Raw genomic sequence first — 24,163 nt, 5'->3', positions numbered from 1 at the left:
TCCAAAGTGGTTCGTCAGGCACAGTCCCGCGGCACGATCCAGATGGCCGACGTGACCCGGTCCACCTGCCACCCGGCTCCCACCGCCGCCGCCTCGGCGGCGGCGACGTCGTCCGCCTCGACCAACGCGATCACCACCTCGTCGGCCGGCAGGTGGACGGCCACCACCAGCCGCGCGCCGGAATCGGCCGGCAGCGACGGCAGGGACGGCGTTCGCTGGTCGCCCCGGCGCTCGTAGCGCTCGACCGCGAACAGGGAACCGGGCACGCCATCGACGCTAGGCCGCGACCCACGCCGACGAATCGGGTGTTTCCCTATGCACCCGCCGGGGGTGTGCCGTTCGGCCTGCGGGGGCACACGAGGGCCGTTATCGTCGGGGCATGTTGGGCGAATCGAAGGCGTTCTCCGGGTTCTCCGTCGACGACGTACCCGCCGCGAAACGCTTCTACGGGGAGACCCTCGGCCTGCGCGTCACCGAGGCCGACGGCATGCTCGAACTGCACCTCGCCACCGGCGCGCGGGTCTTCGTCTACCCCAAGCGCGACCACCGGCCGGCGCCCTTCACCATCCTCAACTTCCCGGTCGCCGACGTCGGGAAGACCGTCGCCGACCTCAAGGCCCGCGGCGTCCCGTTCGAGAGCTACGACATGCCCGGCCTGAAGACCGACGAAGACGACGTCTTCCGTGGCGGCGGCCCGCACATCGCCTGGTTCACCGACCCGGCCGGCAACATCCTCTCCGTCCTCGCCGAGTAGGGCCTCAGCCCTGGCGGGGTGATCCACCCGCTTCGGTGAAGGCCCGTTCGAGGCCGTCGAGAACCAGGTCGAGCCCGAACGCGAACTCCTCGGCGTAGGAGTATCCGGGCCGCAGCGCGTGTTCGAACATCTCGGCGAGATGCGGATACCCGTTGGCCGGCAGGTGTTCGACGATCCCGGCCGACACCTCCTCGAGTTCCTCGGTCGTGCTGAACGGCAGCGTCGACTCCTGGAGCACGAAGCCGTAGACGTACGCGTCGATGGCCGAGATCGCGTGTGCGACCAACCGGATCGAGAACCCCGCGGTCCGGAGGCGACCGATCATCCAGTCGTGGTGCCGCAGGGTCGCCGGCCCCGGGTTGCGGCGGGACTCCATCAGGCCGAGTGCCCACGGGTGGCGCGAGAGCACCGCCCGGGCGGAGGCGGCCCGCCGGTACATTGCGTTCTTCCAGTCGGACTCGTCGTCGGGCAGCTCGATCTGCGCGAAGACCAGGTCGACGATCCCATCGAGGATCTTGTCCTTGTTCGCCACGTGGTGGTAGAGCGACATCGCCTCGATTCCGAGCTGCTCGGCGACGTTTCGCATGGTCACGGCGGCGACCCCGCGTGCGTCGGCCACGCTTACGGCGGCCTCGAACACGCGTTCCCTGGTCAGTCGCGGGCGCTGCCGCTTGGGGCTCGGAACCACCGGGCACTCCAGTTCCTGATTGACGACCTTACGGGCGTAAGGATAACCTGCAGTCAACCTTACGAGCGTAAGGCTGGCTGCGGTTGCGGGCGCTGCGCCCGCAACCGCCTCTCGAGGAGGAAAGATGAGCACGCAGGAGAGCCTCGGGCGGGGCAAGCGGGTCTGCGTCGTCGGCGGATCGGGCAAACTCGGGCAGTACATGATTCGGCACCTACTGGACCGCGGCTACCAGGTCGTGACCGTCTGCCGCGAGCGGAGCGTCGGGAAGCTGGCCGACTTCGGCGACCGCATCACCGTCGTACCCGGACCCACCAACGACCGGCAGGTGATCGCGAAGGCGGTCGCCGGCTGCGACGCCGTACTGACCGTGCTGGTCCCCTGGGGCGTCAAGAACTACTCGAGCGGCACCGCCCAGGCGGTGATGGACCACGCCCGGGACGACGCCCGCCTGGTCTTCTCCTGCGGCTGGCACATCACCCGCGACGGCAAGGACGTCTACCCGCTCAGCGTCCGCGCCGCCGTCAGGTTCTTCGCGGTGGTCGGCCGGCTGGCGCGGGCCGTCGACATCAACGACCAGGTCGAGGCCTGCCGGCGGATCTTCGCCAGCGACACCCGCTGGACCGTCGTACGCGGCAGCGACCTCGAGGAAGGCGACAGCCAGGGACTGCCGGTGTGGCGGCGACACGTCGGCGACCCGGCCCTGCGCAGCAACATCACACGGCGCACCGACTTCGCGCTGTTCATGGTGAACGCCATCGTCGACGACGAACTGATCCACGAGGCCCCGGCCATCGTCGGCCGCCAGACGCCCTCGGCGCTCGCCGCACACTGACCGGGGCGGACGTGCGCGAAGCGCACAAGCCATACCATCGGCGGATGGAACCGCTGACCGTCGACTACCGGGTCCTCGGACCGGGTGACGTCGACCTCGTCCTCACCGCCGCCGACCTCTTCGACGACCCGCCCCGACGGGAGTGGACCGAGCGGTTCCTCACCACCCCGGGCCACCACCTCGTCTTCGCCGAGACCCCGGACGGGCCGGTCGGCTTCGTCACCGGCGTCGAGATGATCCACCCCGACAAGGGCGTCGAGATGTTCATCTACGAACTGGGCGTCGCCGAACACGCCCGCGACCGGGGTATCGGCCGCGGCCTCGTCCGAGCCCTCGCAGACATCGCCCGCGCCGCCGGCTGTTACGGAATGTGGACCGGCACCGAACACGACAACGAGCCGGCGCTGCGCATGTACGCCGCCGCCGGCGCCACCCTCGAACCCGGCACCACCATCGTCGTCTACGACTGGTCCGACCGATAACCGCTGGCGACCCGCCGCGACACCGCCGACGATCAACGACGTGTCAGTTCCCGTACGTCAGATCCGCGCCGTCCACACCGCCGACACGATCACCGTCTACCAGGCGTACCCGGCCCGGATCGCCCGCCCGGCGCTGGCCACCGGCCGGTTCGTGGACCCGTTCAAACGCGAACGGATGACCTGGATCAAACCTTCGTTCCTCTGGATGATGTACCGCTGCGGCTACGCCACCAAGCCCGACCAGGAACACGTCCTCGCCATCGAGATCACCCGCGCCGGCTTCGAATGGGCGCTGGCCAACTCATGCCTGAGTCACCACGACCGGGACAACCACGAAAGCCGCGAGGACTGGTCGGCGCGGCTGCGGTCCAGCCCGGTCCGGGTGCAGTGGGACCCGGAGCGCTCGCCGCACCTGGCCGCGTTGCCGCACCGGTCGCTGCAGGTCGGGCTCAGCGGCGACGCGGTCCACCGCTACGTCGACGACTGGATCGTCCGGCTCACCGACGTCACCGACACCGCGCACGCCGTCCGGGACCGGCTGCGGGCCGGCGACGAGACCGGCGCCACCGCACTGCTGCCGCCCGAGCGGCCGTACCCGCTGCCCGCCGGCCTCGCCGCCACGATCGGTGCCAGCGGATAGCCTGGCCGCCGTGACGATCGACGACCTGGTCCGGCGGGTGCCGCCACCGCCGGCACCGGTGGACGGCGACGGCGACTGGACGGCCGTCGACCGCACCCTCGGCCGGTCCCTGCCGGCCGACTTCAAAGACCTCGTACGCCGCTACGGCCGCGGCGAGTTCCTCGACTTCCTCTTCCCGCACACCCCGTTCGGCCTCGGCAACCTTCTCGACGAGGCGGACGGACTCCTCGAACTCGAAGGACCGCTGCGCGACGAGTTCCCGGAGAACTACCCGTACCCGCTGCATCCAGAACCGGGCGGCCTGCTGGTGTGGGCCGCCACCGTCAACGGCGACCGGCTGTGCTGGCTGACCGGGGGAGAGCCACACCGGTGGCCGGTGGTCGTCTGGGACCCGCGCGGCTCCCGGTACGAGCGCCACGACGTCACCGCGACCGGGTTCCTGTCCGCGTGGATCGACGGCCGTCTCACCTGCGGGCTCTTCCCGCCGATGCCGCAGGTGGCGCCCTGGTTCGAACCGGTACGTGACCTCACCCGGATCTACGTCCGCCTGGCCGGCGACGAACATCCGTACGCCGAACGGCTGCGGATCCTGCGCGCCGCCCTGGCCCCCACCGCGGACCGGGGTGGCGTCGAATCCGCCGACGGGCTGCGCCAGGACCGGTTCGTCGCGACGGCGGCCCGGTGGCGGGTCACGTACGAGACGATGTACGGCCACCAGATCCGGATCGCGTTCCCGCCCGGCGACGCCGACCGGGTCCGTGCCGCGCTGTCGGCCGCGGTGGCGTCGATGGGCTGCCGGGTGCTGTCGGCGATGACCGGCGACGGAACACCGACCTGGACCCGTTGACCCCGGTCGGCGTCAGCTTTCGCGGGCGATGTGTCGCGCGCCGCGCCGCCGGGCGACGTACGGCAGCACGAACAGGTACAGGCCGGTGAGCAGGAGCAGGGCGAGCGGGAGCGGCGGCAGCAGGAACACCCAGACGGCGGGCTCCTCCACCGCCAGGGCGGCGACGGTGGCGATGACGACGGTCACCGTGAAGGCGATCGACAGCCAGCGGTGGCTCTGCCGAACCAACCTGTTCCAGTTCATCGGGGTCTCCTCGGTAAGACGAGCGATCCCATGGCCCGGCGGTCCGCCGGGAAAGGACGTTCAGCCGCTCGTAGACGTGTGATCGACGGCGAAAGTGCCTCGCCGCCCCGGCCAGCCGCAGGGCGGTGCCGATGACAGTCACGTTAGGTGCGGCCCGGTTGCTCACGCTTCTCGAATCCTGACCGGTCTGCTCCCCGACGGTCGCCTTCCGGCCGAGCCCGGTCGGAAGGCGACCCGGTCACGGCCGTCGCAACTGTTCGGCGGTGATGCGTTGGGTGAACCACGCCGGTACGGCGATCAGGATCAGCCCGACAACGGTCGCCCCGGCCCCCAACAACAGGATCGGGGCGATCCGGCCGAAGACCGCGGCCGTCGGGGTGTCGAGGACGGCGGCGAGGCTGGCCCCGACGACGATCGTGGCGGCAGCGGCGGCGCCGACCCCGACCACCAGCGGCAGTCCGCCGAACCCGGTCTCGCCACCGGCGATGACGGCCGGCCGGACGCCGACGACGGCCAGGGTCGCGTTGTCGCGGCGGCGCTCGACGGCCCGGTCGACGGCGGCCGCCGCGAACGATCCCATGCCGAGCACGAGGCTGATGCTCAACCCGGCGACCAGGAGCGTGAAGAGCAGGTCGCTGTCGATTCCACGGTGGACGCCGAGGTCCCCGTTGAGGATGCCCGCCGGCGCCTGCGCCACGAAAACCCGGGCCGCCCGATCGAAGGCATCCCGGTCGGGCGCGAAGAGCCACGGAATGTCCCACCTGACCGCGAGGTCGGCGGCGATCGGCGCCTGTCGAGTGACCAGCAGTACGTCGCCGTAGCCGACGCCGTAGCGGCTGGTCAGTTCCAGGGCGTGCCGCGGCACTGGGATGCGAATGCCGTTCTCGGACGTCACCTCGGCATCCGGTCGAAGTGGCGCGGCGCCGGGACTGAGCAGTTGGTACGTCTCGCCATCCACGCACGTCTGGCCCGCGCCGAGGGTGTGCATGGCGGTGACGTCGGCGCAGTCGGCGATCATCACCGAGGCCGGTCGGTCGTCAAACGTCACCTGCGTGGAGCCGTACTCGATGAGCGTCGTGCCGGGCACCGCACGCAGTACGTCCACGACGCCCGGATCGTTGCTGATGACCTGGTAGAGCGGGCTGAGTCGGTCGTTGCGCAGGTCACGGTCGTTGGTGAACAGCGCCGCTCCGAGCGACCCCATCCCGATGACGAAGAGCGTCACCGCCAGCGAGGCGACCAGCCGGGGTGCCACGCCGGGAGTGTGCCGTACCCGGGCCGCGGCCAACCCGAGCCAGACCGGCGCGTTCGGGATACGGCCGACCGCGACGGCCAGCCAGTACGCGAGCAACGGGAGCACGAGTGGCAGCGCCAGGCCGGTGACCAGCAGCCCGACTATGAAGACCATGCCGCGGCCGCTCGGGGTCAGTGGGGCGGCGTCCGTGGCGGCGAACACGACCGCGCCGAGCCCGCACACCAGTGGCAGCGACCGCCACCAGCCCGGCCGTCGCGCCGACCCGCCACGGCGTACCGAAAGCGGCCTCGACCTGGCCGGCCGGGCGGCGAGCACCCCGACCAGGACCGCGAAGAGCACGGTTCCGGCGAGCACCGCGGCGATCCAGCCCGCCGGCAACGCGATGTCGGCGACATACCAGTGCAGGCGGCCGATCCGCCAGCCCTGCGACAGCGGGGCCAGGACCGCGAACACCGCCGCGCCGAGCAGGGCGCCACCGGCGGCGACCACACCGGTCTCCACGACGTTGACCAGCGTCGCCTGCCGGGCCGAGACCCCGAGCAGCCGCAGCGCGGCGATGCGGCGGTCGCGGGTGGTGGCCGACAGGCGGGCACAGGTGGCCAGGAACGCGCCGAACGGCACCAGCACGAACAGCGCGAACGCGGCCGCCAGCCACCGTCCCGGCGTGAACACGTCGGCGCCGGTGCCGTACGCCGAACCGCGGGCGAAGGTCGGTGGGGCGCCGAAGCTGACCACGACACTGTCCCGGAAGAACGGCTCGTCACCGTCGAGCATCGGATCGCCCGCCGGTACGCCCACGTAGGCGCGTAGCTCGTCCGGCGCGACCAGGCCGGCCGGTCCGATGACCCCCACGACCCGCTGCGGGAAGCGGTCGGCGGCGCGTTCGTCGACCCGGATCAGGTCGGCCAGCGCGGGGGAGAGCACCACCTCGCCGGGACCGGGATAGGCGTCGACGCCCGGTGGGCGGGGACTGTCGACGGTCGCGCCGGTGAGCGCCGTACGGCGCAGCACCCGGGTGCCGATCCCGTCCTCGATCTCGATCATCCGTAGCTGGCCGGGGCCGTTCTCCACCCGCACCGGCGTGCGCGCCCCGGTCCGCTCCTGCTGGCTGACGGCGACCGTGGCGCCGGCCAGACCGGCCAGCACGGTGAACACCCCGATCGCCGCGCCACTGGCCATCAGCACCGTACGCAGCATGCCGGCGCGGCCCGAGCCGACCGACAGCCGCAGGCCCAGCCACAGCCAGCGGCTCATGCGGCGACCCGCCCGTCGCGTAGGAAGACGGTCCGGTCGGCGTACGCGGCGACCCGCGCCTCGTGGGTCACCATCACCACCGCGCTGCCCTGCTGGCGGGCCAGCCCGGTGAGCGCGTCGAGCACCAGTTCGCCGGCGACGCTGTCCAGTGCCCCGGTCGGCTCGTCGGCGAAGACGATGGCCGGGCGGTGCACCAGGGCGCGGGCGACCGCGGCCCGCTGGGCCTGGCCGCCGGAAACCTCGCCGGGGCGGCGGTCGGCGAACTCCTCGACCTCCAGTTCGCGCAGCAGTGCGGCGGCCCGGGCCCGGGTATCCGACCGGCGTACCTTGAGCAGCCGCAGCGGCAGCTCCACGTTCTCCCGCAGCGACAGTTCCGGAACCAGGTCGCCGAACTGGAGGACGAACCCGAACGAGGTCAGGCGCAGGGCGCTGCGGGCACCGTCGGCGAGGTTGTCGATGCGCCGGTCGCCGAGCCGGATCTCGCCCCGGTCGGGGCGCAGGATGCCGGCGAGCACGTGCAGCAGCGTGGACTTGCCGGAGCCGGACGGACCCATCACCGCGACGAGTTCCCCTTCGCCGATCTCGATGTCCGCGCCCCGTAGCGCGTCGGTCGCCCCGAACCGGATGCCGACCTCGCGGGCGGTCAGGGTCACGGCTGTCCCTCCGCCGGATCGCCGGTCTCGCCGAGCAGGGTGGCGAGCCGGTCCAGGCGGGCCTGGGCGCCGTCGATCCATTTGAGGTCGGCGTCGAGGTGGTACATCTCGAAGTCGGCGTCGAGTTGGGTGATCAGGTCGCCGCGCTGGCGCTGCGCCCGCATGTCGCGCATCCGGGCGAGGTGGGCCTGCCGCTGGCGGTCCAGCAGTTGGTTCGCGGACCGGCCGCTGGACAGTGCGATGACCATTTTCGAGAACAGCACCCGGCGGGTGGCCGTCACGTCGGGCACCTCGGGCTCCTCGAGCCACCGCTCCAGTTCGGACACTCCGGCGTCGGTGATGGCGTACATCCGGCGGTCGGGGCCTTCGCCGGCGGTCACTCCCGCCAGTTCGATCAGGCCGTCGCGGTCGAGTCGTTGCAGGGTGGCGTAGACCTGGGCCGACTTCAGGGGGCGGGACGACCCGAACCAGCCGTCGTAGCGGCGGCGCAGTGTGTAGCCGTGCTGTGCTTTCGGCTCGAGCAGGCCGAGCAGGGTGCGGGAGACCGACATGGCGGAGACCGTAGCAACCCGGTTGCTAATTAGCAATCGGGTTGCTACTTGCCGGCCTTCCCGATGGAGCATCGATCATCTACGATCAATCGCCACGGTGATCAACCCCGGATGTCGGGGCGTACGGACGCTGGAGGACCGAACGGATGAACGATCAGAGTCGATCGCGCCGGCTGGGTGACGTGGCGGCGAGTCGCCGTACCCTGTTCGTGGCTCTCGGCGCCGGGATCGGCGCCGGCACGCTCGGACTACCCGGCGCGGCCGTCGCGGCCGGCCCAAGCACCTGGACCAACCCGACCCGCGGCACGCTGACCTCCGGGTACAAGACCCCGAGCCGGCCCGGCCACCTCGGCTGGGACGTCGCCGCCGCCCAGGGCACCCCGGTCTACGCGGCCGCCGCCGGCACCGTCCGCGACATCCGCACCGGCTCCTACCCCGGTGACCAGACCAGTGGCCCGCTGCCCGGCCGCACCGGCAACAGCGTCCACCTCAACCACGTCGACAGCTACTTCACCTACTACGGACACCTGCACCGGGTCCTGGTCAGCCCCGGACAGCAGATCAGCTGCGGGCAGTTGATCGGGCTGATGGGCACCACCGGCAACTCCACCGGTCCGCACCTGCACTTCGAGATCCACCGCCCCCGGCTCACCTCGACCGACCCCCGGGTGTTCCTGGCCAACCGGGGGATCAGTCTCGGCTCGACCGCCCCGCTCGGCAGCACCGGCTGGCCCTCGGTGTCCGGCGGCACCGGCTGGGTCCAGCGGACCATCCAGTACCTGCTGCGCGGGCGGGGCGTCTCCGTCGTCGTCGACGGCTACTTCGGGCCGGGCACCGCGTCGGCGGTCCGTACGTTCCAGAGTGGACGCGGCCTCTACGCCGACGGGCTCGTCGGGCCGATCACCTGGACCGCGCTGATCCTTCCGGTGCAGCAGGGCAGCTCCGGCGACGTCGTCCGGGCCGCCCAGACGGCGCTGAACGCCCGGGGCGCCTCGCTCCTGGTCGACGGTGGGTTCGGCGCGGTCACCGCCGCCGCGGCCCGCGCCTTCCAGAGCGCGAACGGGCTGGTCGCCGACGGCCAGGTCGGCCCGCTCACCTGGAGCGTGCTGGTCTGACGGTGTCGATCGCCCGCCGGTAGCCGTACGTCTCGTGGCGCTTGTGAAAGCCGAGCGACGCGTAGAGCCGGCGGGCGGCCACGTTCTCGGCGTCGTGGTTGACGCTCACCCGGGTCATGCCGAGTCCCGCCATCCACCGCATCGCGTGCCGCATCGCCGCCCCGGCCAGCCCGCGCCGCTGGAAGTCGCGGTGCGTGCCGACCGGCTCGAAGTGGCCGATCCGGTTGCGCCGGTCGAGCCAGCAGACGGCGAACGCGGCGATCCGGCCGTCCGGCGCCTCGACCACGATCTCGTGCGCCGGGTCGTAGCCCGGTTTGGTCATCACCGCCGACCGGTAGAGGTCACCGATCCAGGAGGTGCCGAACGAGTGGTTCCGGACGGCCGCGAGCTGGTCGGCGTCGACCAACCGCGCGGGTCGTACGGCGAAGCCGTCGGGGAGCCGGGACTCCTCGACGGCTTCGCGCAGATCACGCTCGTTGACGTGGTCCCAGGTGCGGAAGCGGGCGAATCCGAGCCGTTCCAGCAGTTCGATCCTGGTCGTGTCGCAATCGAAGACGTCGGTCAGGACCGCCCCCTCGTCGGTCTGACCGGCGGTCGTGTCGGCCGCCGACCGCAGCATCGTCAGCTCCGCCCCACCACCGCGCTGGCCGGGGGCGGTGAAGACGTCGAAGGCGTTGCCGAATCGGCCGTTGACGGCCAACCCGACGATCTCACCGTCCCGCTCCCACAGTTGCACGAGTTCGCCGATGGGACGGCCGCGCAGGTTCTCGTATATCCGGTGCGGCACCTCGCCGACGTGGTCGTACCCGCAGCTTCCGGCCTGCGCGATCCAGCCGGCGAAGGTGTCCGTCAGGCGGGGCAGGTCGGCATCGCGGTAGCCGCGCATCCGCAGGTCGGTCGCTGTCACGCCCCGTTTTATAGCCGGCTGCCGGCCGTCGGCTCAATGCGATACCGGTTGGTCCAGACGTACCCGTCGCAGCCGGATGCCGACCACGACGGCGGTGGTGAACAGCAGGGCGGCGCCCACGACCGCGGCCAGCTTGAAGCCGTCGGTGAACGCGACGTTCGCCGCCTGCATCAGCGGGCCGGCGAGTTCCGCCGGGAGCGCGCCAGCGGCGGCGACCGCACCGCCGAGGGTGCCGGTCGCGGCGTCGGCGGCCTCGGCCGGTACCCCGGCGGGCAGTGAATCACCGATCCCGTCCCGGTAGGCGACGATGGCGACACTGCCCAGGACGGCGATGCCGAGGGCGCCGCCGAACTCGGCACCGGTCTCGCCGAGCGCCGCCGCGGTGCCGGCCCGGGACGGTGGGGCCGTGGAGACGATCAGGTCGATGGCGAGCGGGGCGACCATCCCGATCCCGAGCGTCAGCACGGTGTAGCCGGCGATGACCACGATCTCGGACGAGTCGACGTCGATCCGATTGACCAGCAGGAATCCGCAGCCGGCGACGGCGAGGCCGGCACCCGCCACGAGCGCGGGCCGGACGACCCGGACCAGCGCGGTGGCCAGCGCGATGCCGACCATGGTCCCGGCCACGGTCGGAAGCATCCACAGGGCGGCGGTGAAGGGCCGGAGCCCGAGCACGACCTGCATGTACTGCACGGCGAGGTAGCCGGTGCCCGCGCTGGCGAAAACCATGATCGCGTACGCGCCGATGGCGGCGCTGAACGCCCCGTTGCGGAAGAGGCCGACGTCGATCAGCGGGTCGGCCATGGTCGACTGGCGGCGGACGAACAGCACCCCGACCGCGAGCCCGACCACGATCGCCAGCACCGCCGGCCAGTGCAGGCCGGCCTCGGCCAGCTCCTTGATCCCGTAGATGACCGGCAGTACGGCCGCTATCGACAGCAGCGCGCTGAGCAGGTCGAAGCGGCCACCGGCCGGGTCCCGGTGCTCGGGCAGCAGGATCGGGGCCAGGATCAGCAGCAGCACCATCACCGGCACGTTGATCAGGAAGACCGATCCCCACCAGAAGTGTTCGAGCAGCAGCCCGCCGATGATCGGGCCGAGCGCGACGCCGCCGGTGAACGCGCCGGTCCAGATGCCGATCGCGGCGCGGCGCTGGTCAGGGTCGTGGAACATGTTGCGGATCAGGGCCAGCGTCGACGGGGCGAGGGTGGCGCCGCCGATGCCGAGCAGGGCGCGGGCGGCGATGAGCAGTTCGGTGCTGTTCGCGTACGCGGCGAGCAGGGAGGCCGCGCCGAAGGCGACGGCACCGATCAGCAGGAGTTTCCGCCGGCCGATGCGGTCGCCGAGCGAGCCCATGGTCAGCAGCAGACCGGCCATCAGGAAGCCGTAGACATCCATCACCCAGAGCAGTTGGGTGCCGCTGGGTTGCAGGTCGGCGCTGATCCAGGGCGTGGCCATGAAGAGCACGGAGAGGTCCATCGAGGCGAGCAGGGCGGGCAGGACGAGCACGGCGAGGCCCACCCATTCCCGCCCACCCGCCTTGGCGGTGTGGTCAGTCATGCCCGGAACTATACGAGCGTCTTATACATACGTCTAGTACAGTGTCTAATACGTCCGTCTAGAACGAGCGTATAAATCTTGGCGTAGGATGGCGCGATGGGACATCGGGAGGACCTTCTCGCCGGCGCGAAGCGCCTGGTCAAGGAGAAGAGCTTCGGGCAGATCACCGCCCGGGACCTGGTCGCCGAATCCGGCACCAACCTCGCCTCGATCGGCTACCACTTCGGCTCGAAGGAAGCCCTGCTCAACGCGGCGATCCTGGCCACGTTCGACGAGTGGGGCGACGCGATCAGCCTCACTGTGGAGGTGGTCGGCGACGGGGAACCGGTGGACCGGTTGGAAGCGTTCCTCGACGGCATCGTCGCCGCGGTCCACGCCGACCGGACGGTGGCGGCGGGCAGCGCCCAGGCGCTCGCCGTCGCGTTGCACGCGGCCGAGGTCCGCGAGCAGGTCGCGGAAACCTTCAAGGTCGCCCGCCGCGACATGGCGGCCCTGCTGCTGCTGGTCGACCCGACCGAGGTCACCGAGGAGCAGGCGCGGACCGTCGGCTCACTCGCCATGACGATGATCAACGGCATGGTGCTGCAGTGGCTCATCGACCCCGACAACGCACCAACCGGCCGCGACCTGGCCGTAGCCCTGCGCACGGTGGCCGGTCGGACAACCTGACCGGCCTCGGCCCCGGCCCCCGGGGTTGATCAAGGAGTAGTTGCGCGACAAACCGTGGCACAGCAGGCACGCTTTGTCCTTGATCAGCGGCACACCCGGGCGCCGGGTTAGCGCGCAGCCCGGGCACCCGGGCGGCGGGTCACATCCGCAGGTGCTCCCAGGCCAGCACCGGCGCGCCCAGATCGGCGACCGACGCCAGCAGACCCAGCCGGGCCTGCCGCAGCCGCTCGTCGTCGACCATCACGAACACGTCGTCGAAGAACGTGTTCACCGGCCGTACGATCCCACCGGTCGCCTCGACGAACCGGTCCAGATCCGGCGCGTCGCCGAGTCCGGCCCGCGCCCACACCAGCGCGTCGTGCAGGGCGACCTCCGCCGGCTCGACCAGCACCCCCGGGTCGTACTGCGCCGGCGTGCCGGCCGGCACGATCCGCCGCGCCCGCTGCAACGCCTCGGTGAGCTGCTGGAACCCGGCCTGGTCGACCAGCTTGTCGAGCTGCGCCAGCGTCCGGTCCAAGAAGTGCGGCCGGTCGGCGTGCGGCAGCACCGCCCGGATCCGGTCGACCGGCTGCTCCTCCTCGGTGAGCTGCTGCTCGAACCGGCGGGTGACGAACTCGGCGACGGCCTCCAACACCTCGTCGGAGACCGGCACCGGCTGCAGGTCGGCCGCCAGCCGCAACGCCTTACGCAGCGACACCGGCGCCAGCACCGGCCGCCGCCGGAACACCCCGAGCAGCCCGAGCGCGGCCCGGCGCAGCGCGAACTGGTCACTGCTCCCGGTCGGCAGCCCCACCGTCGCCGCCAGCCCGGTCAGCAGGTCGAGCCGGTCCGCGACCGACAGCAGCTCACCCGCGTCGCCACGCGGCAGCGCGTCCTCGGTGTTGCGCGGCCGCTCCGCCTCGAACAACGCCTCGGCGACCGCCGCCGGCTCCCCGGCATGCGCCGCGTAGTCCCGGGCCATCGTCCCCGCGAGACTGGTCATCTCCGTCACCAACTGGCTGCCCAGGTCGAACTTGACCAGCGCCGCGGCCCGCTCCAGCACCGCCCGGTCCGGCCCGTCCAGCCCGACCCCGTCCGCGAGCCGGCGGGCCAGCGTGCCGATCCGGTCCGCCCGCTCCGCGACCGAGCCGAGCCGGTCGGTGAACGTCAACCGGGCCAGCTTCGCCCGCATCTGCGCGAGCGGCGTCTCCCGGTCGGTGCGGTAGAAGAACAGCGCGTCCTCGTACCGCGCCCGCAGCACCGCCTCGTTCCCGGCCCGAACCAGGTCGGCGTCGACCGGCCCGTTCGCGACCGCGACGAAGTACGGCAGCAGCCGGCCGTCGGCACCCCGGATCGGCAGGTAACGCTGGTGCTTGCGCATCACCGTCGCCAGCACCGCCTCCGGCAGCGACAGGTAGCTGTCGTCGAACCTGCCGAGCAGCGGCGCCGGCTGCTCCACCAGGAACGCGACCTGCTCGATCAGCCCGCGCTCACCGTCGACGTCGACATGACCGCCCACCCCGTCGGCCAGCGTCCGCGACCCTTCGATGATCCGGGCCCGCCGGTCCGCGTGGTCGAGCACGATCCCGGCGGCCTCCACAGTCTCCACATAGGACTCCGCCGATTCGACGGCGACCTCCGGGGCGGGCGCCGTCCGCAACACCCGGGTCCGCCGGTCGGCGACCAGCGCCGACACCCGGGCCGGCACCACCTGGTCGCCCCACAACGCCAGCAGCCACCGGATCGGCCGGGTGAACGCCAGCTTCGGATCGTTCCACCGCATGTTCCGGCCCGACCGCAGCGCCCCGACCGCGCCCTCGACGACACCGGCCAGCACCTCGGGCGCACCCCGCCCGATCTCACGCCGCACCAACACCATGTGCTCGGCGTTGCCGACCTGTTGCCGTACCAGGTCGGCGACCTCGACCCCCTGCGCCCGCGCGAACCCCCGCACCGCCGGGGTCGGCTCGCCGGCCGCGTCGAACGCCGCCGCCACCTTCGGCCCCTTCACGACCCGGTCCTGGTCCTCCTCACGGGCCGCTACCCCGTCGACCAGGGCGACCAGCCGGCGCGGCGTCGCCCGCACCGTGATGCGGCCGTGCGCCAGCCGGGTGTTCGCCAGCCGCGCCGTCAGCTCCTGCGCCAGCTGGCCGGCGGCGGCCCGCCCCTCGGCCGGCGGCATCTCCTCGGTGCCGACCTCGCAGACGAACGCGCGCGGCTCCGGCCCACGCGGCACAAGGTCGACATCAACAGCCTCCGGTACGGCGACCGGCGCGCAGACCCCCAACGGATGATCCAGCTCGGCCCGGCGCTCCATCCACAACCGCGCCACGTCACCGGCCAACTTGCGCATCCGGGCGAACTCGGTCGCCCGCTCCGCCGTCGACACCGCACCCCGCGCGTCGAGCACGTTGAACGCGTGCGAACACTTCAGCACGTACGTGTGCGCCGGCACCGGCAGCCCGGCGTCGATCATCCGCTGTGCCTCGGACGCGTAGAGCTGCAACAGGCTGCGGTTCGCCGCGATGTCCGCGTCGTCGAGGTAGTAGCGCGACATCTCGTACTCGCCCTGCCCGAACAGTTCCCCGTACGAGACGGTGTCGGTGTAGGCGATCTCCTTGAAGTGCCGCACCCCCTGAAGCGCCATCAGGATGCGCTCGATCCCGTACGTGATCTCCACCGCCGGCGGGTCGAGGTTGATCCCGCCCGCCTGCTGGAAGTACGTGAACTGGGTGATCTCCAGCCCGTCGAGCCAGACCTCCCAGCCCAGCCCCCAGGCGCCCAGGGCCGGCGACGCCCAGTTGTCCTCGACGAACCGTACGTCGTGCGCGGCGACGTCGATGCCGAGCGCCGCCAGGCTGCCCAGGTACAACTCCTGGCTGTTGCCCGGCTCCGGCTTCAGGATCACCTGGAACTGGGTGTGCGTCTGGATGCGGTTCGGGTTCTCGCCGTACCGGGCGTCGTCGGGGCGCACCGACGGCTCGACGTACGCGACCCGCCACGGCTCCGGACCGAGCACCCGCAGGAACGTCGCCGGGTTGAGCGTGCCCGCTCCCACCTCGGTGTTCATCGGCTGGACCGTCAGGCAACCCTGCTCGCCCCAGTAGGCGGCGAGTCGGGCCAGCGCATCCTGCATCGTCAACACGTCGGGTAACTCCATCCGGTCGGGAGGCGGTCGCACCTCCCCGGCGATCGTCGTACGTCCGCAGGCGACTCTACTTCCCACCCGACCACCAGGTTTCTGGCTGGCTGCCGGCAGTTCCGCCGGCTCGTCCGGGATGAGACCTGGGAAGGCCTCGGTAGCCCCGCACAGCGCGAGGTGGGGTGGGCCTCGTGGCCCACGCCTGGGAGGTGCGCAAGGTCGTCACGTACCGGATCGGCCGGCTCGTGCCCGCCAGAGCCGGAGTTAGCGGGCGCTGCCGGTGGGGCGCCAGGCGGCGATCAGTTGCTCGGGGCCGTACGACGCGTCGACGCCGGGGCAGGACACGCCGCCGCGGGAGACCGCCACGAGGGGGAGTGGTTCGCTGGTCAGCCGGTCCCGCTGGCGTTGCAGCGCGGTGAGGTCGCGTACGTCGAACGTGTCGCGGTCGAGCCATTTGATCGATCCCACGAAGAGCAGTTCGCGGGCGACCGGACCACGGTCGGCGCCGACGATGTCGATCTCGACGTCGTTGGTGCGGGTCCAGTAGCCGCCGATGGTCCCGGCCACGGGCAGTTGGCCGTCCGGCAGGATCCGGGCGAGCGCGTCGCGGATCAGTGGTTCGACGGCCCGGCCACGCCAACTGGTCCAGCCGCGGCGGATCCGTTCGAGCGTCAGGTCACCGCGGCCGCGTTCGATCTCCGGCATGTTCGGGGCGATGAACCGGAGCCAGAACCGCAGGTAGGGGTCGGTGATCCGGTAACGCCGTTCCTTCGACGGGGCGGTCGACAGGGGTAGTTCGCCGACGACGAGCCGCTTGTCGGTGAGGGCCGACAGCGACCGCTGCAGCGAGGTGGCGGCGAGTTCACCGGAGGCGCGGGCGATGTTGCCGAACGTACGCTCGCCGGACCCGATGGCGGACAGGACGGTGCGGGCCTGGACCTGGGACGGGAACTCGGCGGCCAGTGACCGTTCGGCGGAGACGATCAGCGCCGAGGTCGGGTCGGCCGTCGCGGCGGCGAGGAAGTCCCACAGGTCGGTGCCGGGCGGCCACTCGGTGCAGATCAGCGGAAGCCCACCGGTCACCAGGGCGGCATCGATGGCCTCGGCGGCCGGCAGGTTCATCATCACGGCCAGGTCCGCCGGGTTGAGCGGCCCGACGACCATTTCGCGACCCCGCTGGTGGAACGGGCGGCGGTAGTCGTTCAGCGCTTCCATCATCGACAGGTCCGAGCCGATCAGGATCAGCAGCACCGGCTTGCGGGAGAGTTGTCGGTCCCAGGCCCGTTGCAACAGCCCTTCGAAGACCCGCTCGGAGTCCATCAGGTACGGGACCTCGTCGATCACCACGACGCTCGGTGCCTCGTCGGGCAGCGTGGTCGCCAGAAGCCGGAAGGCGGCGTCCCAGTCGCGCGGGTTCGCCGTCGCCAGCAGTTCGCGGTCCGGCAGCGTCGACTCGGCGGCGTCGGCGCAGAACCGCCGGATCTCCTCGCCGGGAGACGAGCCCGCGGCGGTGAAGAAGAAGTCGGCGACGGCCGTGTCTTCGACGAACTTCTCCACCAGCCGGGACTTGCCGACCCGGCGGCGCCCACGGATCAGCAGGCAGCGTCCCGGCCGGTCGGTGCCGGGCAGGACCCGGCCCAATTCGGTCGAGAGGAGCGCGAGTTCGGCGTCGCGGCCGACGAAGGCGGTCAAGATATCACCCACGTTACTATCGTTCAGGATACTATCTCTGATGATAGTAACTCGGATGTGAGCGTGGCCCGCCCCGGTTCCGGGGCGGGCCACGACCTGATTCAGCGGGCGCCGATCACGCCCCGCTGGCGCAGCCGGGCCTGCAACTCCCCGACGTCCAGCAGTCGCGGGCTGACCCCCTCCCGCACCGCCAGCGCCGCCGCCGTACCCGCCGCCTCACCGGTGGCGAAACAGGTGGCGGTGATCCGGGCCGAGCCGTTCGCCTCGTGCGTACTGGAGACACACCGGCCGGCGGCGAGCAGGTTGTCGTGTTCGGCGCCGACGAGGATGCCGTACGGGATGTCGTAGGCGGACGCCAGCCCGTCGGTGTGCGACAGGCCGGGCGCGTTGGCGTCGTGTACGTCGATCGGGAAGGCTCCCTGCCCGACACTCTGCGCCGACCGGCGCCCCTGCTTCACGTCGTCCTCGGTGAGCGTGACGAGGCCCGTGATCCGGCGGGACTCGCGTACCCCGACCCGGTCGGCGACCTCGGCCAGGTAGGCGAGCCGGCCGCCGGGCACGTACTCGCGGAACCAGGCCACCGTCTCCATGACCTGCTGGGCGAGCTTGAGGTAGGCGTCGCCGTTGCTCGACCCGGGCTCGACCGGTGTGCGGGTCAGGTTGAGCACCGCCTCGCCGCGGCTCGGCCAGGCGGCCAGGTGCATCTCGGTACGCCGCCACGACAGGCGGCCGTCGGCGTGCCCCTTCGCCAGCAGCTTCCCGAAGCCCCACAGGTTGGCGTGGTCGTCGACGGCGTCCCCGATCCGGCTGCCCGGCCGCAGGTCGTCGGGGTTGTCGGCGGCGTACTTCAGCAGCGGCTCGTAGTCGACGCCGCCGAGCTTGAGCAGCAGCGACCCGGGCTGGGTCGCGTCGGCCCGGTCGGTCTGGAAAGACGCGCCGGCGAGGGCGAAGACGACCGCGTCGCCGGAGCAGTCCACGACGATCCCCGGGCGGATGATGGTGCGCCCCCGCCCGGGGATCTCGGCGACGACGGCGGTGACCGTGGTGCCGGTCCCGCCGTCGTCGTTCCCGCCGGTCCCGGCGGCGGTCTCCACGTCGACGACGACGGTGTTGAGCAGCAGGCGTACGCCGGCCCGGCGGAGCAGCACGGCCTCGCACATGGAGAGTTCGGAGTGGTTCACCGGGGTGCGGGTCGCCGTGTACGACACGTCGTCCGGGATGTGGCCGGGCGAGCCGCCGTACTCCTGGAGCAGGGTGACGATGCGCTGGCCGACGCCGCCGGTGACCTGGTTACCGGTGGCGTCGTGGAAGCCGGCGCTGTGCTCCAGCAGCTGGCGGGCGAGCGTACCGCCGACGTGGCCGCTGGCCTCGACCAGCAGGGTGTCGGCCCCGGTCTCCGCCGCCGCGATCGCGGCGGCGGTGCCGGCCGATCCGGCGCCGACGACGAGCACCTGAGGGGTGAGTACGGGGTTTTCGGTACGCGACACGCGTCAGCCTTTCACGCTGCCCGCGGTCAGACCCTTTTCGTAGTAGCGCTGGAGCACGAAGAAGAGCCCGACGACGGGGATGGTTACCAGGGTGCTCAGGGCCATGATCGCGCCCCAGCGGATGTCGAACGAGGTGACGAAACCGGCCATCGCCACCGGTGCGGTGACGTTCTGGCCCTGTGCGATGACACTGGCGAAGAGGTATTCGTCCCAGGAGAGGATGAAGGAGAACATGGCGGTCGTCGCCAGCCCGGTCCGCAGCAGCGGCAGGGTGACCGTGAGGAAGGAGCGGAAGTAGCCGAGGCCGTCGACCCAGGCGGCTTCCTCCAGTTCCTTCGGTACGGCCTCGACGAACGACTTCATCAGCCAGGTGGTCAGCGGCAGGGTGATGGTCAGGTGGGCGATGATGATGCCGAAGAGGCCACCGACCAGCCCGAGCGCCGACAGTGCCAGGTAGAGCGGCACCAGCAGCAGGATCGCCGGGAAGAGGTACGACACGCTCAGGCAGGCGAGCAGCACCTTGCGGCCGGGGAACTCGAAGCGGCTGACCGCGTATCCGGCGGTGGTGCCGACGGTCACCGAGACGAGCGTGGTGACGACGGCGACGATGAAGCTGTTGACGAACCAGCGCACCGCCTCGCTGCCCTCGAAGACCTCCCGGTACCAGTCACCGGTCAGCCGGGACGGGATCAGCGACGGGTCGGACTGGAAGAGTTCGTCGGCGGGCCGGAACGAACTCAGCGCCATCCACAGGATCGGCCCCACCGCGAAGAACACGATCAGTGCCAGGGCGACGATCCGGCCGATGACCGCGGCGACCTTCTTCCCCGACGTTTTCGGCGGTGCCTTCGCCGGGGTGCGGGTCGGCCCGCCGTCGGCCCGCGCCGTGGGGGGCCGCTTGGCTTTGCTTGTCACGCTCACTTGGACCGCCTTCCCCGGGTCCGCACCAGGAGCCAGCCGGCCACGCCGACCGCGGCGAGGAAGAGCCCGACGGCCGAGGCGATGGCGGCGGCGTAGCCGATCCGGAACTCACCCATCACGACCTTGTAGATGTAGGTGGAGAGAACCTCGCTCGACCCGGCCGGCCCGCCGCGGCTGAGCAGCCAGACCAGCTCGAAGTACATCAGCGTCCAGATGCCGCGCAGGGCCAGTAGCGCGATGGTCGCCGACTTCAGGTTGGGCAGGGTGATGTGGACGAACTCGCGCCAGGCGCCGGCGCCGTCGACCCGGGCCGCCTCGTACTGCGCCTTGTCGATGCTCTGCATCCGGGCCCAGTAGACGAGCATCGCGAAGGGGAAGCCACGCCAGATGTTCACCAGGATGACGGTGAACAGCGCCGTTCCCTCCAGGCCGAGCGGGGTGGCGCCGGCCGGCAGGAATCCCCACGATTGCAGGTTGCTGCTGATGATTCCGTAGTGGCCGTCGAGCATCCACTGCCAGACCAGGGCGGTCGCGATGACCGGTACGACGTATGGGATCAGCAGCAGCTGCCGGATCCAGCGCATGCCGCGCCAGTTGGTGTCGATGAGCAGCGCCGCGATCAGCCCGAGAATGAGCTGGCCGGCCAGTGACACCACCGTCCACAGCAGGGTGTTGCCGATGGTCGACAGCAGGTTGCGGTCACTGCCCAGTGCCGTGTAGTTGTCCAGCCCCACGTAGGAGGCGTCGCCGGTCAGCAGGTCGATGGAGAACAGCGACGTACGGAAACTCTCGAAGATCGGGTACGCCAGGATTATCGCGAAGAGCAGTGCCGCGGGCACGGCGAACGCCATGCCCGCGCGCTGCTGCCGTCCGGTCAGGGTCCGGGACAGGAAGGCAGGTTGCGTCATTGCCATCAGGGGAACCAATCAGCTGACTTTGGCGAGACGCTTCATCTCGGCGTTGATGTTGTTGAAGGCCTGCTCCGCGGTGATGCTGCCGGCCGCGGCCGACTGGAGCTGGTCACCGACGAACGTGGTCGCCTCGATCTGGCCGGCGAGCTGGTTGAGACCGGCCTCCATCCCGTAGCGGTACCACTCGGGCAGGATGTTCTCTCGGATGGTCTGGATCTCCGGGGCGAAACGCTGCACGGTCTCGTTGTCGGTGTAGGTGGCGGACTCCGCGGCGCTGTTGGTCGCCGGCAGCGCGAACACCGGCCGGGTGTTGGTGCGGGCGGCGGCCAGGTCGGGCTGCATCATGCATTCGACCAGGGTCTTCGCGGCCTTCTCGCGCCGTTCGTTGCTCTTGCCGACCATGAAGAAGTAGCCGCCGCCGATCGAGCCCTGCGGCTTGGTTTCCGCGGTCGGGCCGGGCAGCGGGAAGACGCCCATGTTGTCGATCATGCTCGGGTTCTGCTCGGCGGCCAGGCCGACGACGGCACCGAAGTCGAGCACCATGGCGAGCTTGCCCTGCGCGTATCCGGTCCGGAAGTCGTTCCACGACCAGGTGCGCGACTCCGGCGGGGACGCCGCCTTGTAGAGGTTGAGCATGAACTGGGTGGCCTCGATCGCCTTCGCCGGGTCGCGGTCGAGCGCGTATTCGCCGGTCTGCGGGTCGAAGGTGTGTACGCCGTTGGCGTACAGGAACTGGTAGTAGGTCTGCGGGGCGACCAGTGCCGAACCCATCGGTACGGCGAAGCCGCGTACGCCGTTCGCCGGGTCGTCGAGCTGCTTGGCGGCGGCCAGCAGTTCGGGCCACGACTTCGGGATCTCGATGCCCTTGGCCTGGAAGAGGTCCTTGCGGTACCAGACCTCCTGGTGCAGGGCCCAGTCCGGCACCGCCCAGGTCTGGTCGTCCTTGCCGACCGCGTGCAGGAAGGACGGGATGAAGTCGTCCTTGCCGTGGCTGTCGATGACGTCGTCGACGGGGACGATGAAGCCGCCGGCCTCGGCGGCGGCGACACCACCCTCGATGGTGTTCATGATGTCGGGGCCGTTGCCCGCCTTGAACGCGGTCACCATCTTCGGGTACATGCTGTCGAACGGGACGGCCTCGAACGTCACGCTGACGTCCTGCTGCTGGGTGGCGCACTGCTCGGCCTGCTGCTGGATCGCCCCGGCCTGAGTACTCACCGTGAGGTTGGTCCAGAAGGTCAGATTGATGGGTCCGCCGTCGTCCGCGCGGCCGGCCGAACTGCCCGTTCCGGCGCCGGGCGGGCTGCACGCGGCGAGCAGCGCGACGGTCCCGGCCACCGCGGCGGCGGTGACTGCGAGCCTCGCTCTGGGGTGGTTGCGGATCATGGTTCGTCCTCTGGTAGCGGTGCGGTGTGTGGTCTGTGTTATCGGTTACACGATCACGTGGCCGTCGCGTACCTGTCAAGAGCAGGCTCGAAACAAGCCTGTCATGCAGCGCAAATCCACGGTTGACATCCGCCAAGTGATGCGAAATATTCGATCGTAGTTGTAACCGGTAACATCGAGCCCTGTCGAGAGAGGTCGTCACATGGCTTCAGCAGCACCCGAGTTCGCGGGAATCATTCCGCCGCTCGTGACTCCGTTCGACGCGGAGGAGAACATCGACACCGAAGCCCTGCGTGCGGAGATCCGCTTCCACCTCGCGGTGGGCGTGCACGGGCTGTGCGTCACCGGCTCGACCGGCGATGGACAGATGCTCTCTCTTGAACAGTCCGTAACCGTCGCCAAGATCGCGGTCGAGGAGGTCAAGGGCGCCGTACCGGTGATCGCCGGCATCATCCGCGACTCGACCGCCGAGGTCATCCGCTACGGGCTCGCGCTCAAGGAGGTCGGCGTCGACGCCCTCCAGGTCACCCCCGTGCACTACCTCTTCCAGCCGGACGAGGAGACCACCCTCGACTACTACCGGCGGATCTGCGACGCCACCGGCCTGCCGGTCCTGATCTACAACGTGATTCCGTACGCGCTGATCCCGGCGACCACCGTCTACCGGGCCATCCAGGAGATCCCCGGCGTCGTCGGCGTCAAGCAGTCCGGCGGCAACATCCACCAGCTCGCCGACCTGCTCAAGGCCGCCCCCACCGAGGGCGTCGTCTTCACCGCCGTCGACGACCTGCTCTACCCGGCCTACCTGCTCGGCGCCGGCGGGGCCATCAGCGCCACCCTCACCGTCGTGCCGCAGCTCTGCGTCGACCAGTGGGACGCCGTCCAGAAGGGCGACCACAAGACCGCCCTGGAGATCCACAACAAGCTGCTGCCGGTGTGGCGCGCGATCGACGGTTCCAACATGACCGTACGCATCAAGACCGCGCTGAAGCTCCAGGGCCGCACCGGCGGGCTCGGCGCCCACCCGCTCACCCCGGTCAGCGAGCAGGAGGAGGCGGTGATCCGGGCCGCCCTCGTGGAGGCCGGCGCGATCACCGCGTGATTGACTCACCGACGCCGAAGGCTGTACCTCTGGTGGACATCCCTCGGCCTGGAACAAGGAGTCGTCTGGTGGCAGGAATCCGGGACGTGGCCAAACTGGCCGGCGTGTCGACCGCGACCGTGACGCGCGCACTGCGGGACGAAGCCTCGGTGACAGCGGCGACCAAGGCCAAGGTCAGGGCCGCCGCCCTCCGGCTGGACTACGTCCCCAGCGCCGCGGCACGTGCCCTGTCCCGCGGCCGGTCCAACCTGCTCGGCCTGTTCGTACCGGACATCACGAACCCGTTCTACGCACAGGTCGCGCAGGGGCTGGAGGACCGGGCCGCGGAGGCGCGCTACCACTGCGTCATCGCCAGCTCACACCTCAACCCGGAGCGTGAGCGCCACCTGCTCACCTCGTTCCAGGACGGCACCCTCGCCGGCCTCGCCGCCACCACGGTCGGCACCGACGAGGGATTCACCACCGCACTCGGTGCCACCCGGGGCCCGCTGGTCCTCGTCGACCGGCGGCCCCGGGGCATCAAGGCGCCACTCGTACGCACCGACAACCGCAAGGTGACCCGCGGCGCGATCAGCCAGCTCTTCGAGATGGGGCACACCCGGATCGCGATGATCTCCGGGCCGCGCGACTTCGACACCGCCTGCCAGCGGCTCTCCGGATTCCGGCTCGCCTACAAGGCGGCCGGGACCGCCCTGCCCGACGAACTCATCCGGCACGGCCACCTCGGCGAGGCCGGCGGCTACAAGGCGATGAACGACCTGCTCGAACTCGACCCCCGGCCGACCGCGGTGTTCTGCTTCAACAACCTCGTCACCGTCGGCGCGCTCAAGGCGATCCGGGAGGCCAAACTGCGCATCCCCACCGACATCAGCATCCTGGCCTTCGACGACATGAACCTCTTCCCGCTCGTCGACCCGCCGATCAGCGCGATCGACCAGCCCGCGTACGAGATGGGCCGGGCCGCCGCCGACCTGCTGCTGCGCCAGCTCGACGGCGAACGCGGCCTCGGTGACGTCGTACTGCCGGCAACGATGATCATGCGGGACTCGCTGGCCCCGCCCAGCACCCGCTGAACCGAATCGAGAGACCA

General features: G+C 70.8%; 23 protein-coding genes. 9 read left to right on the top strand and 14 right to left on the bottom strand.

Annotated elements, in window-relative coordinates:
• Window positions 1–14: 14 nt before the first annotated feature.
• Complete coding sequence (locus AB0I42_RS12405; RefSeq protein ID WP_357536718.1) at window positions 15–266, bottom strand: hypothetical protein; 252 nt, start codon at window positions 264–266, stop codon at window positions 15–17.
• A gap of 113 nt (window positions 267–379) precedes the next feature.
• Between AB0I42_RS12405 and AB0I42_RS12400 the strand changes: the two genes are divergently transcribed.
• Window positions 380–754 carry a VOC family protein gene (locus tag AB0I42_RS12400; protein WP_357536716.1) on the top strand — a complete coding sequence of 125 codons (375 nt, stop codon included), beginning with the start codon at window positions 380–382 and terminating at the stop codon, window positions 752–754.
• A 4-nt stretch (window positions 755–758) separates the two neighbouring features.
• Here the strand turns inward: AB0I42_RS12400 and AB0I42_RS12395 are convergent, their stop codons facing one another.
• Window positions 759–1,394, bottom strand: a complete 636-nt coding sequence (locus tag AB0I42_RS12395) for a TetR/AcrR family transcriptional regulator (RefSeq protein WP_357536814.1) — start codon at window positions 1,392–1,394, stop codon at window positions 759–761.
• Window positions 1,395–1,566: 172 nt separating this feature from the next.
• Here AB0I42_RS12395 and AB0I42_RS12390 point away from each other — a divergent pair, with 172 nt between their 5' ends.
• The 4 genes from AB0I42_RS12390 to AB0I42_RS12375 are packed head-to-tail and all read left to right on the top strand — an operon-like array spanning window position 1,567 to window position 4,243.
• Window positions 1,567–2,274, top strand: coding sequence for an NAD(P)H-binding protein (locus AB0I42_RS12390; protein ID WP_357536714.1), 708 nt, complete (start codon window positions 1,567–1,569; stop codon window positions 2,272–2,274).
• Between the two features lie 44 nt (window positions 2,275–2,318).
• Window positions 2,319–2,756, top strand: a complete 438-nt coding sequence (locus AB0I42_RS12385) for a GNAT family N-acetyltransferase (RefSeq protein WP_357536712.1) — start codon at window positions 2,319–2,321, stop codon at window positions 2,754–2,756.
• Between the two features lie 40 nt (window positions 2,757–2,796).
• Window positions 2,797–3,396 carry a DUF4291 domain-containing protein gene (locus tag AB0I42_RS12380; RefSeq protein WP_357536711.1) on the top strand — a complete coding sequence of 200 codons (600 nt, stop codon included), beginning with the start codon at window positions 2,797–2,799 and terminating at the stop codon, window positions 3,394–3,396.
• A gap of 10 nt (window positions 3,397–3,406) precedes the next feature.
• Window positions 3,407–4,243 carry an SMI1/KNR4 family protein gene (locus AB0I42_RS12375; RefSeq protein WP_357536709.1) on the top strand — a complete coding sequence of 279 codons (837 nt, stop codon included), beginning with the start codon at window positions 3,407–3,409 and terminating at the stop codon, window positions 4,241–4,243.
• 12 nt (window positions 4,244–4,255) lie between these two features.
• Here AB0I42_RS12375 and AB0I42_RS12370 read toward each other — a convergent pair whose 3' ends face one another.
• From AB0I42_RS12370 to AB0I42_RS12355, 4 genes are all read right to left on the bottom strand, one after another.
• Window positions 4,256–4,486, bottom strand: a complete 231-nt coding sequence (locus AB0I42_RS12370; protein WP_357536707.1) for a hypothetical protein — start codon at window positions 4,484–4,486, stop codon at window positions 4,256–4,258.
• Window positions 4,487–4,724: 238 nt separating this feature from the next.
• A complete protein-coding gene (locus tag AB0I42_RS12365) occupies window positions 4,725–6,995 on the bottom strand; it encodes an FtsX-like permease family protein (RefSeq protein WP_357536705.1) in 2,271 nt (756 codons plus the stop codon).
• Complete coding sequence (locus AB0I42_RS12360; protein ID WP_357536703.1) at window positions 6,992–7,648, bottom strand: ABC transporter ATP-binding protein; 657 nt, start codon at window positions 7,646–7,648, stop codon at window positions 6,992–6,994. The genes AB0I42_RS12365 and AB0I42_RS12360 overlap by 4 nt, the downstream gene beginning before the upstream one ends.
• Window positions 7,645–8,199 (bottom strand): PadR family transcriptional regulator, encoded by a 555-nt coding sequence (locus tag AB0I42_RS12355; protein ID WP_357536701.1) that lies wholly within the window; start codon window positions 8,197–8,199, stop codon window positions 7,645–7,647. Before AB0I42_RS12355 ends, AB0I42_RS12360 begins: the two co-directional genes overlap by 4 nt.
• A gap of 146 nt (window positions 8,200–8,345) precedes the next feature.
• On the opposite strand from AB0I42_RS12355, the gene AB0I42_RS12350 reads away from it, so the two are divergent.
• Entirely contained in the window at window positions 8,346–9,314 is a 969-nt protein-coding gene (locus tag AB0I42_RS12350) for a peptidoglycan DD-metalloendopeptidase family protein (RefSeq protein ID WP_357536700.1), read from the top strand.
• Here the strand turns inward: AB0I42_RS12350 and AB0I42_RS12345 are convergent.
• Together AB0I42_RS12345 and AB0I42_RS12340 are read right to left on the bottom strand one after the other, a co-directional pair.
• Window positions 9,292–10,221 (bottom strand): GNAT family N-acetyltransferase, encoded by a 930-nt coding sequence (locus AB0I42_RS12345; protein ID WP_357536698.1) that lies wholly within the window; start codon window positions 10,219–10,221, stop codon window positions 9,292–9,294. The two genes, AB0I42_RS12350 and AB0I42_RS12345, sit on opposite strands and share 23 nt — an antisense overlap.
• Window positions 10,222–10,254: 33 nt before the next feature.
• Complete coding sequence (locus tag AB0I42_RS12340; protein ID WP_357536696.1) at window positions 10,255–11,784, bottom strand: MFS transporter; 1,530 nt, start codon at window positions 11,782–11,784, stop codon at window positions 10,255–10,257.
• 96 nt (window positions 11,785–11,880) lie between these two features.
• Here AB0I42_RS12340 and AB0I42_RS12335 point away from each other — a divergent pair, with 96 nt between their 5' ends.
• A complete protein-coding gene (locus tag AB0I42_RS12335; protein ID WP_357536694.1) occupies window positions 11,881–12,453 on the top strand; it encodes a TetR/AcrR family transcriptional regulator in 573 nt (190 codons plus the stop codon).
• Between the two features lie 139 nt (window positions 12,454–12,592).
• Here the strand turns inward: AB0I42_RS12335 and AB0I42_RS12330 are convergent, their stop codons facing one another.
• The 6 genes from AB0I42_RS12330 to AB0I42_RS12305 all read right to left on the bottom strand — a co-directional run bounded on the left by AB0I42_RS12330 (window position 12,593) and on the right by AB0I42_RS12305 (window position 21,971).
• A complete protein-coding gene (locus tag AB0I42_RS12330; RefSeq protein WP_357536812.1) occupies window positions 12,593–15,592 on the bottom strand; it encodes a glycine--tRNA ligase in 3,000 nt (999 codons plus the stop codon).
• Between the two features lie 246 nt (window positions 15,593–15,838).
• Window positions 15,839–17,278 carry a DUF234 domain-containing protein gene (locus tag AB0I42_RS12325; protein WP_357536692.1) on the bottom strand — a complete coding sequence of 480 codons (1,440 nt, stop codon included), beginning with the start codon at window positions 17,276–17,278 and terminating at the stop codon, window positions 15,839–15,841.
• An 89-nt stretch (window positions 17,279–17,367) separates the two neighbouring features.
• Window positions 17,368–18,753, bottom strand: coding sequence for an FAD-dependent oxidoreductase (locus tag AB0I42_RS12320; protein WP_357536690.1), 1,386 nt, complete (start codon window positions 18,751–18,753; stop codon window positions 17,368–17,370).
• A gap of 3 nt (window positions 18,754–18,756) precedes the next feature.
• On the bottom strand, window positions 18,757–19,674 hold the full coding sequence (locus AB0I42_RS12315) for a carbohydrate ABC transporter permease (protein ID WP_357536688.1): 918 nt from the start codon (window positions 19,672–19,674) through the stop codon (window positions 18,757–18,759).
• Window positions 19,671–20,582 (bottom strand): sugar ABC transporter permease, encoded by a 912-nt coding sequence (locus tag AB0I42_RS12310; protein WP_357536686.1) that lies wholly within the window; start codon window positions 20,580–20,582, stop codon window positions 19,671–19,673. Before AB0I42_RS12310 ends, AB0I42_RS12315 begins: the two co-directional genes overlap by 4 nt.
• 18 nt (window positions 20,583–20,600) lie before the next feature.
• Entirely contained in the window at window positions 20,601–21,971 is a 1,371-nt protein-coding gene (locus tag AB0I42_RS12305; RefSeq protein WP_357536684.1) for a sugar ABC transporter substrate-binding protein, read from the bottom strand.
• A gap of 202 nt (window positions 21,972–22,173) precedes the next feature.
• On the opposite strand from AB0I42_RS12305, the gene AB0I42_RS12300 reads away from it, so the two are divergent.
• Both AB0I42_RS12300 and AB0I42_RS12295 read left to right on the top strand, forming a co-directional pair.
• Window positions 22,174–23,073 (top strand): dihydrodipicolinate synthase family protein, encoded by a 900-nt coding sequence (locus tag AB0I42_RS12300; protein ID WP_357513023.1) that lies wholly within the window; start codon window positions 22,174–22,176, stop codon window positions 23,071–23,073.
• Between the two features lie 68 nt (window positions 23,074–23,141).
• Window positions 23,142–24,146, top strand: coding sequence for a LacI family DNA-binding transcriptional regulator (locus AB0I42_RS12295; RefSeq protein WP_357536682.1), 1,005 nt, complete (start codon window positions 23,142–23,144; stop codon window positions 24,144–24,146).
• Window positions 24,147–24,163: the final 17 nt, after the last annotated feature.

The sequence above is a fragment of the Polymorphospora sp. NPDC050346 genome (assembly GCF_040655695.1).
Classification (GTDB): Bacteria; Actinomycetota; Actinomycetes; order Mycobacteriales; family Micromonosporaceae; genus Polymorphospora; species Polymorphospora lycopeni.
This window is presented reverse-complemented; position numbering and strand designations above follow the sequence as displayed.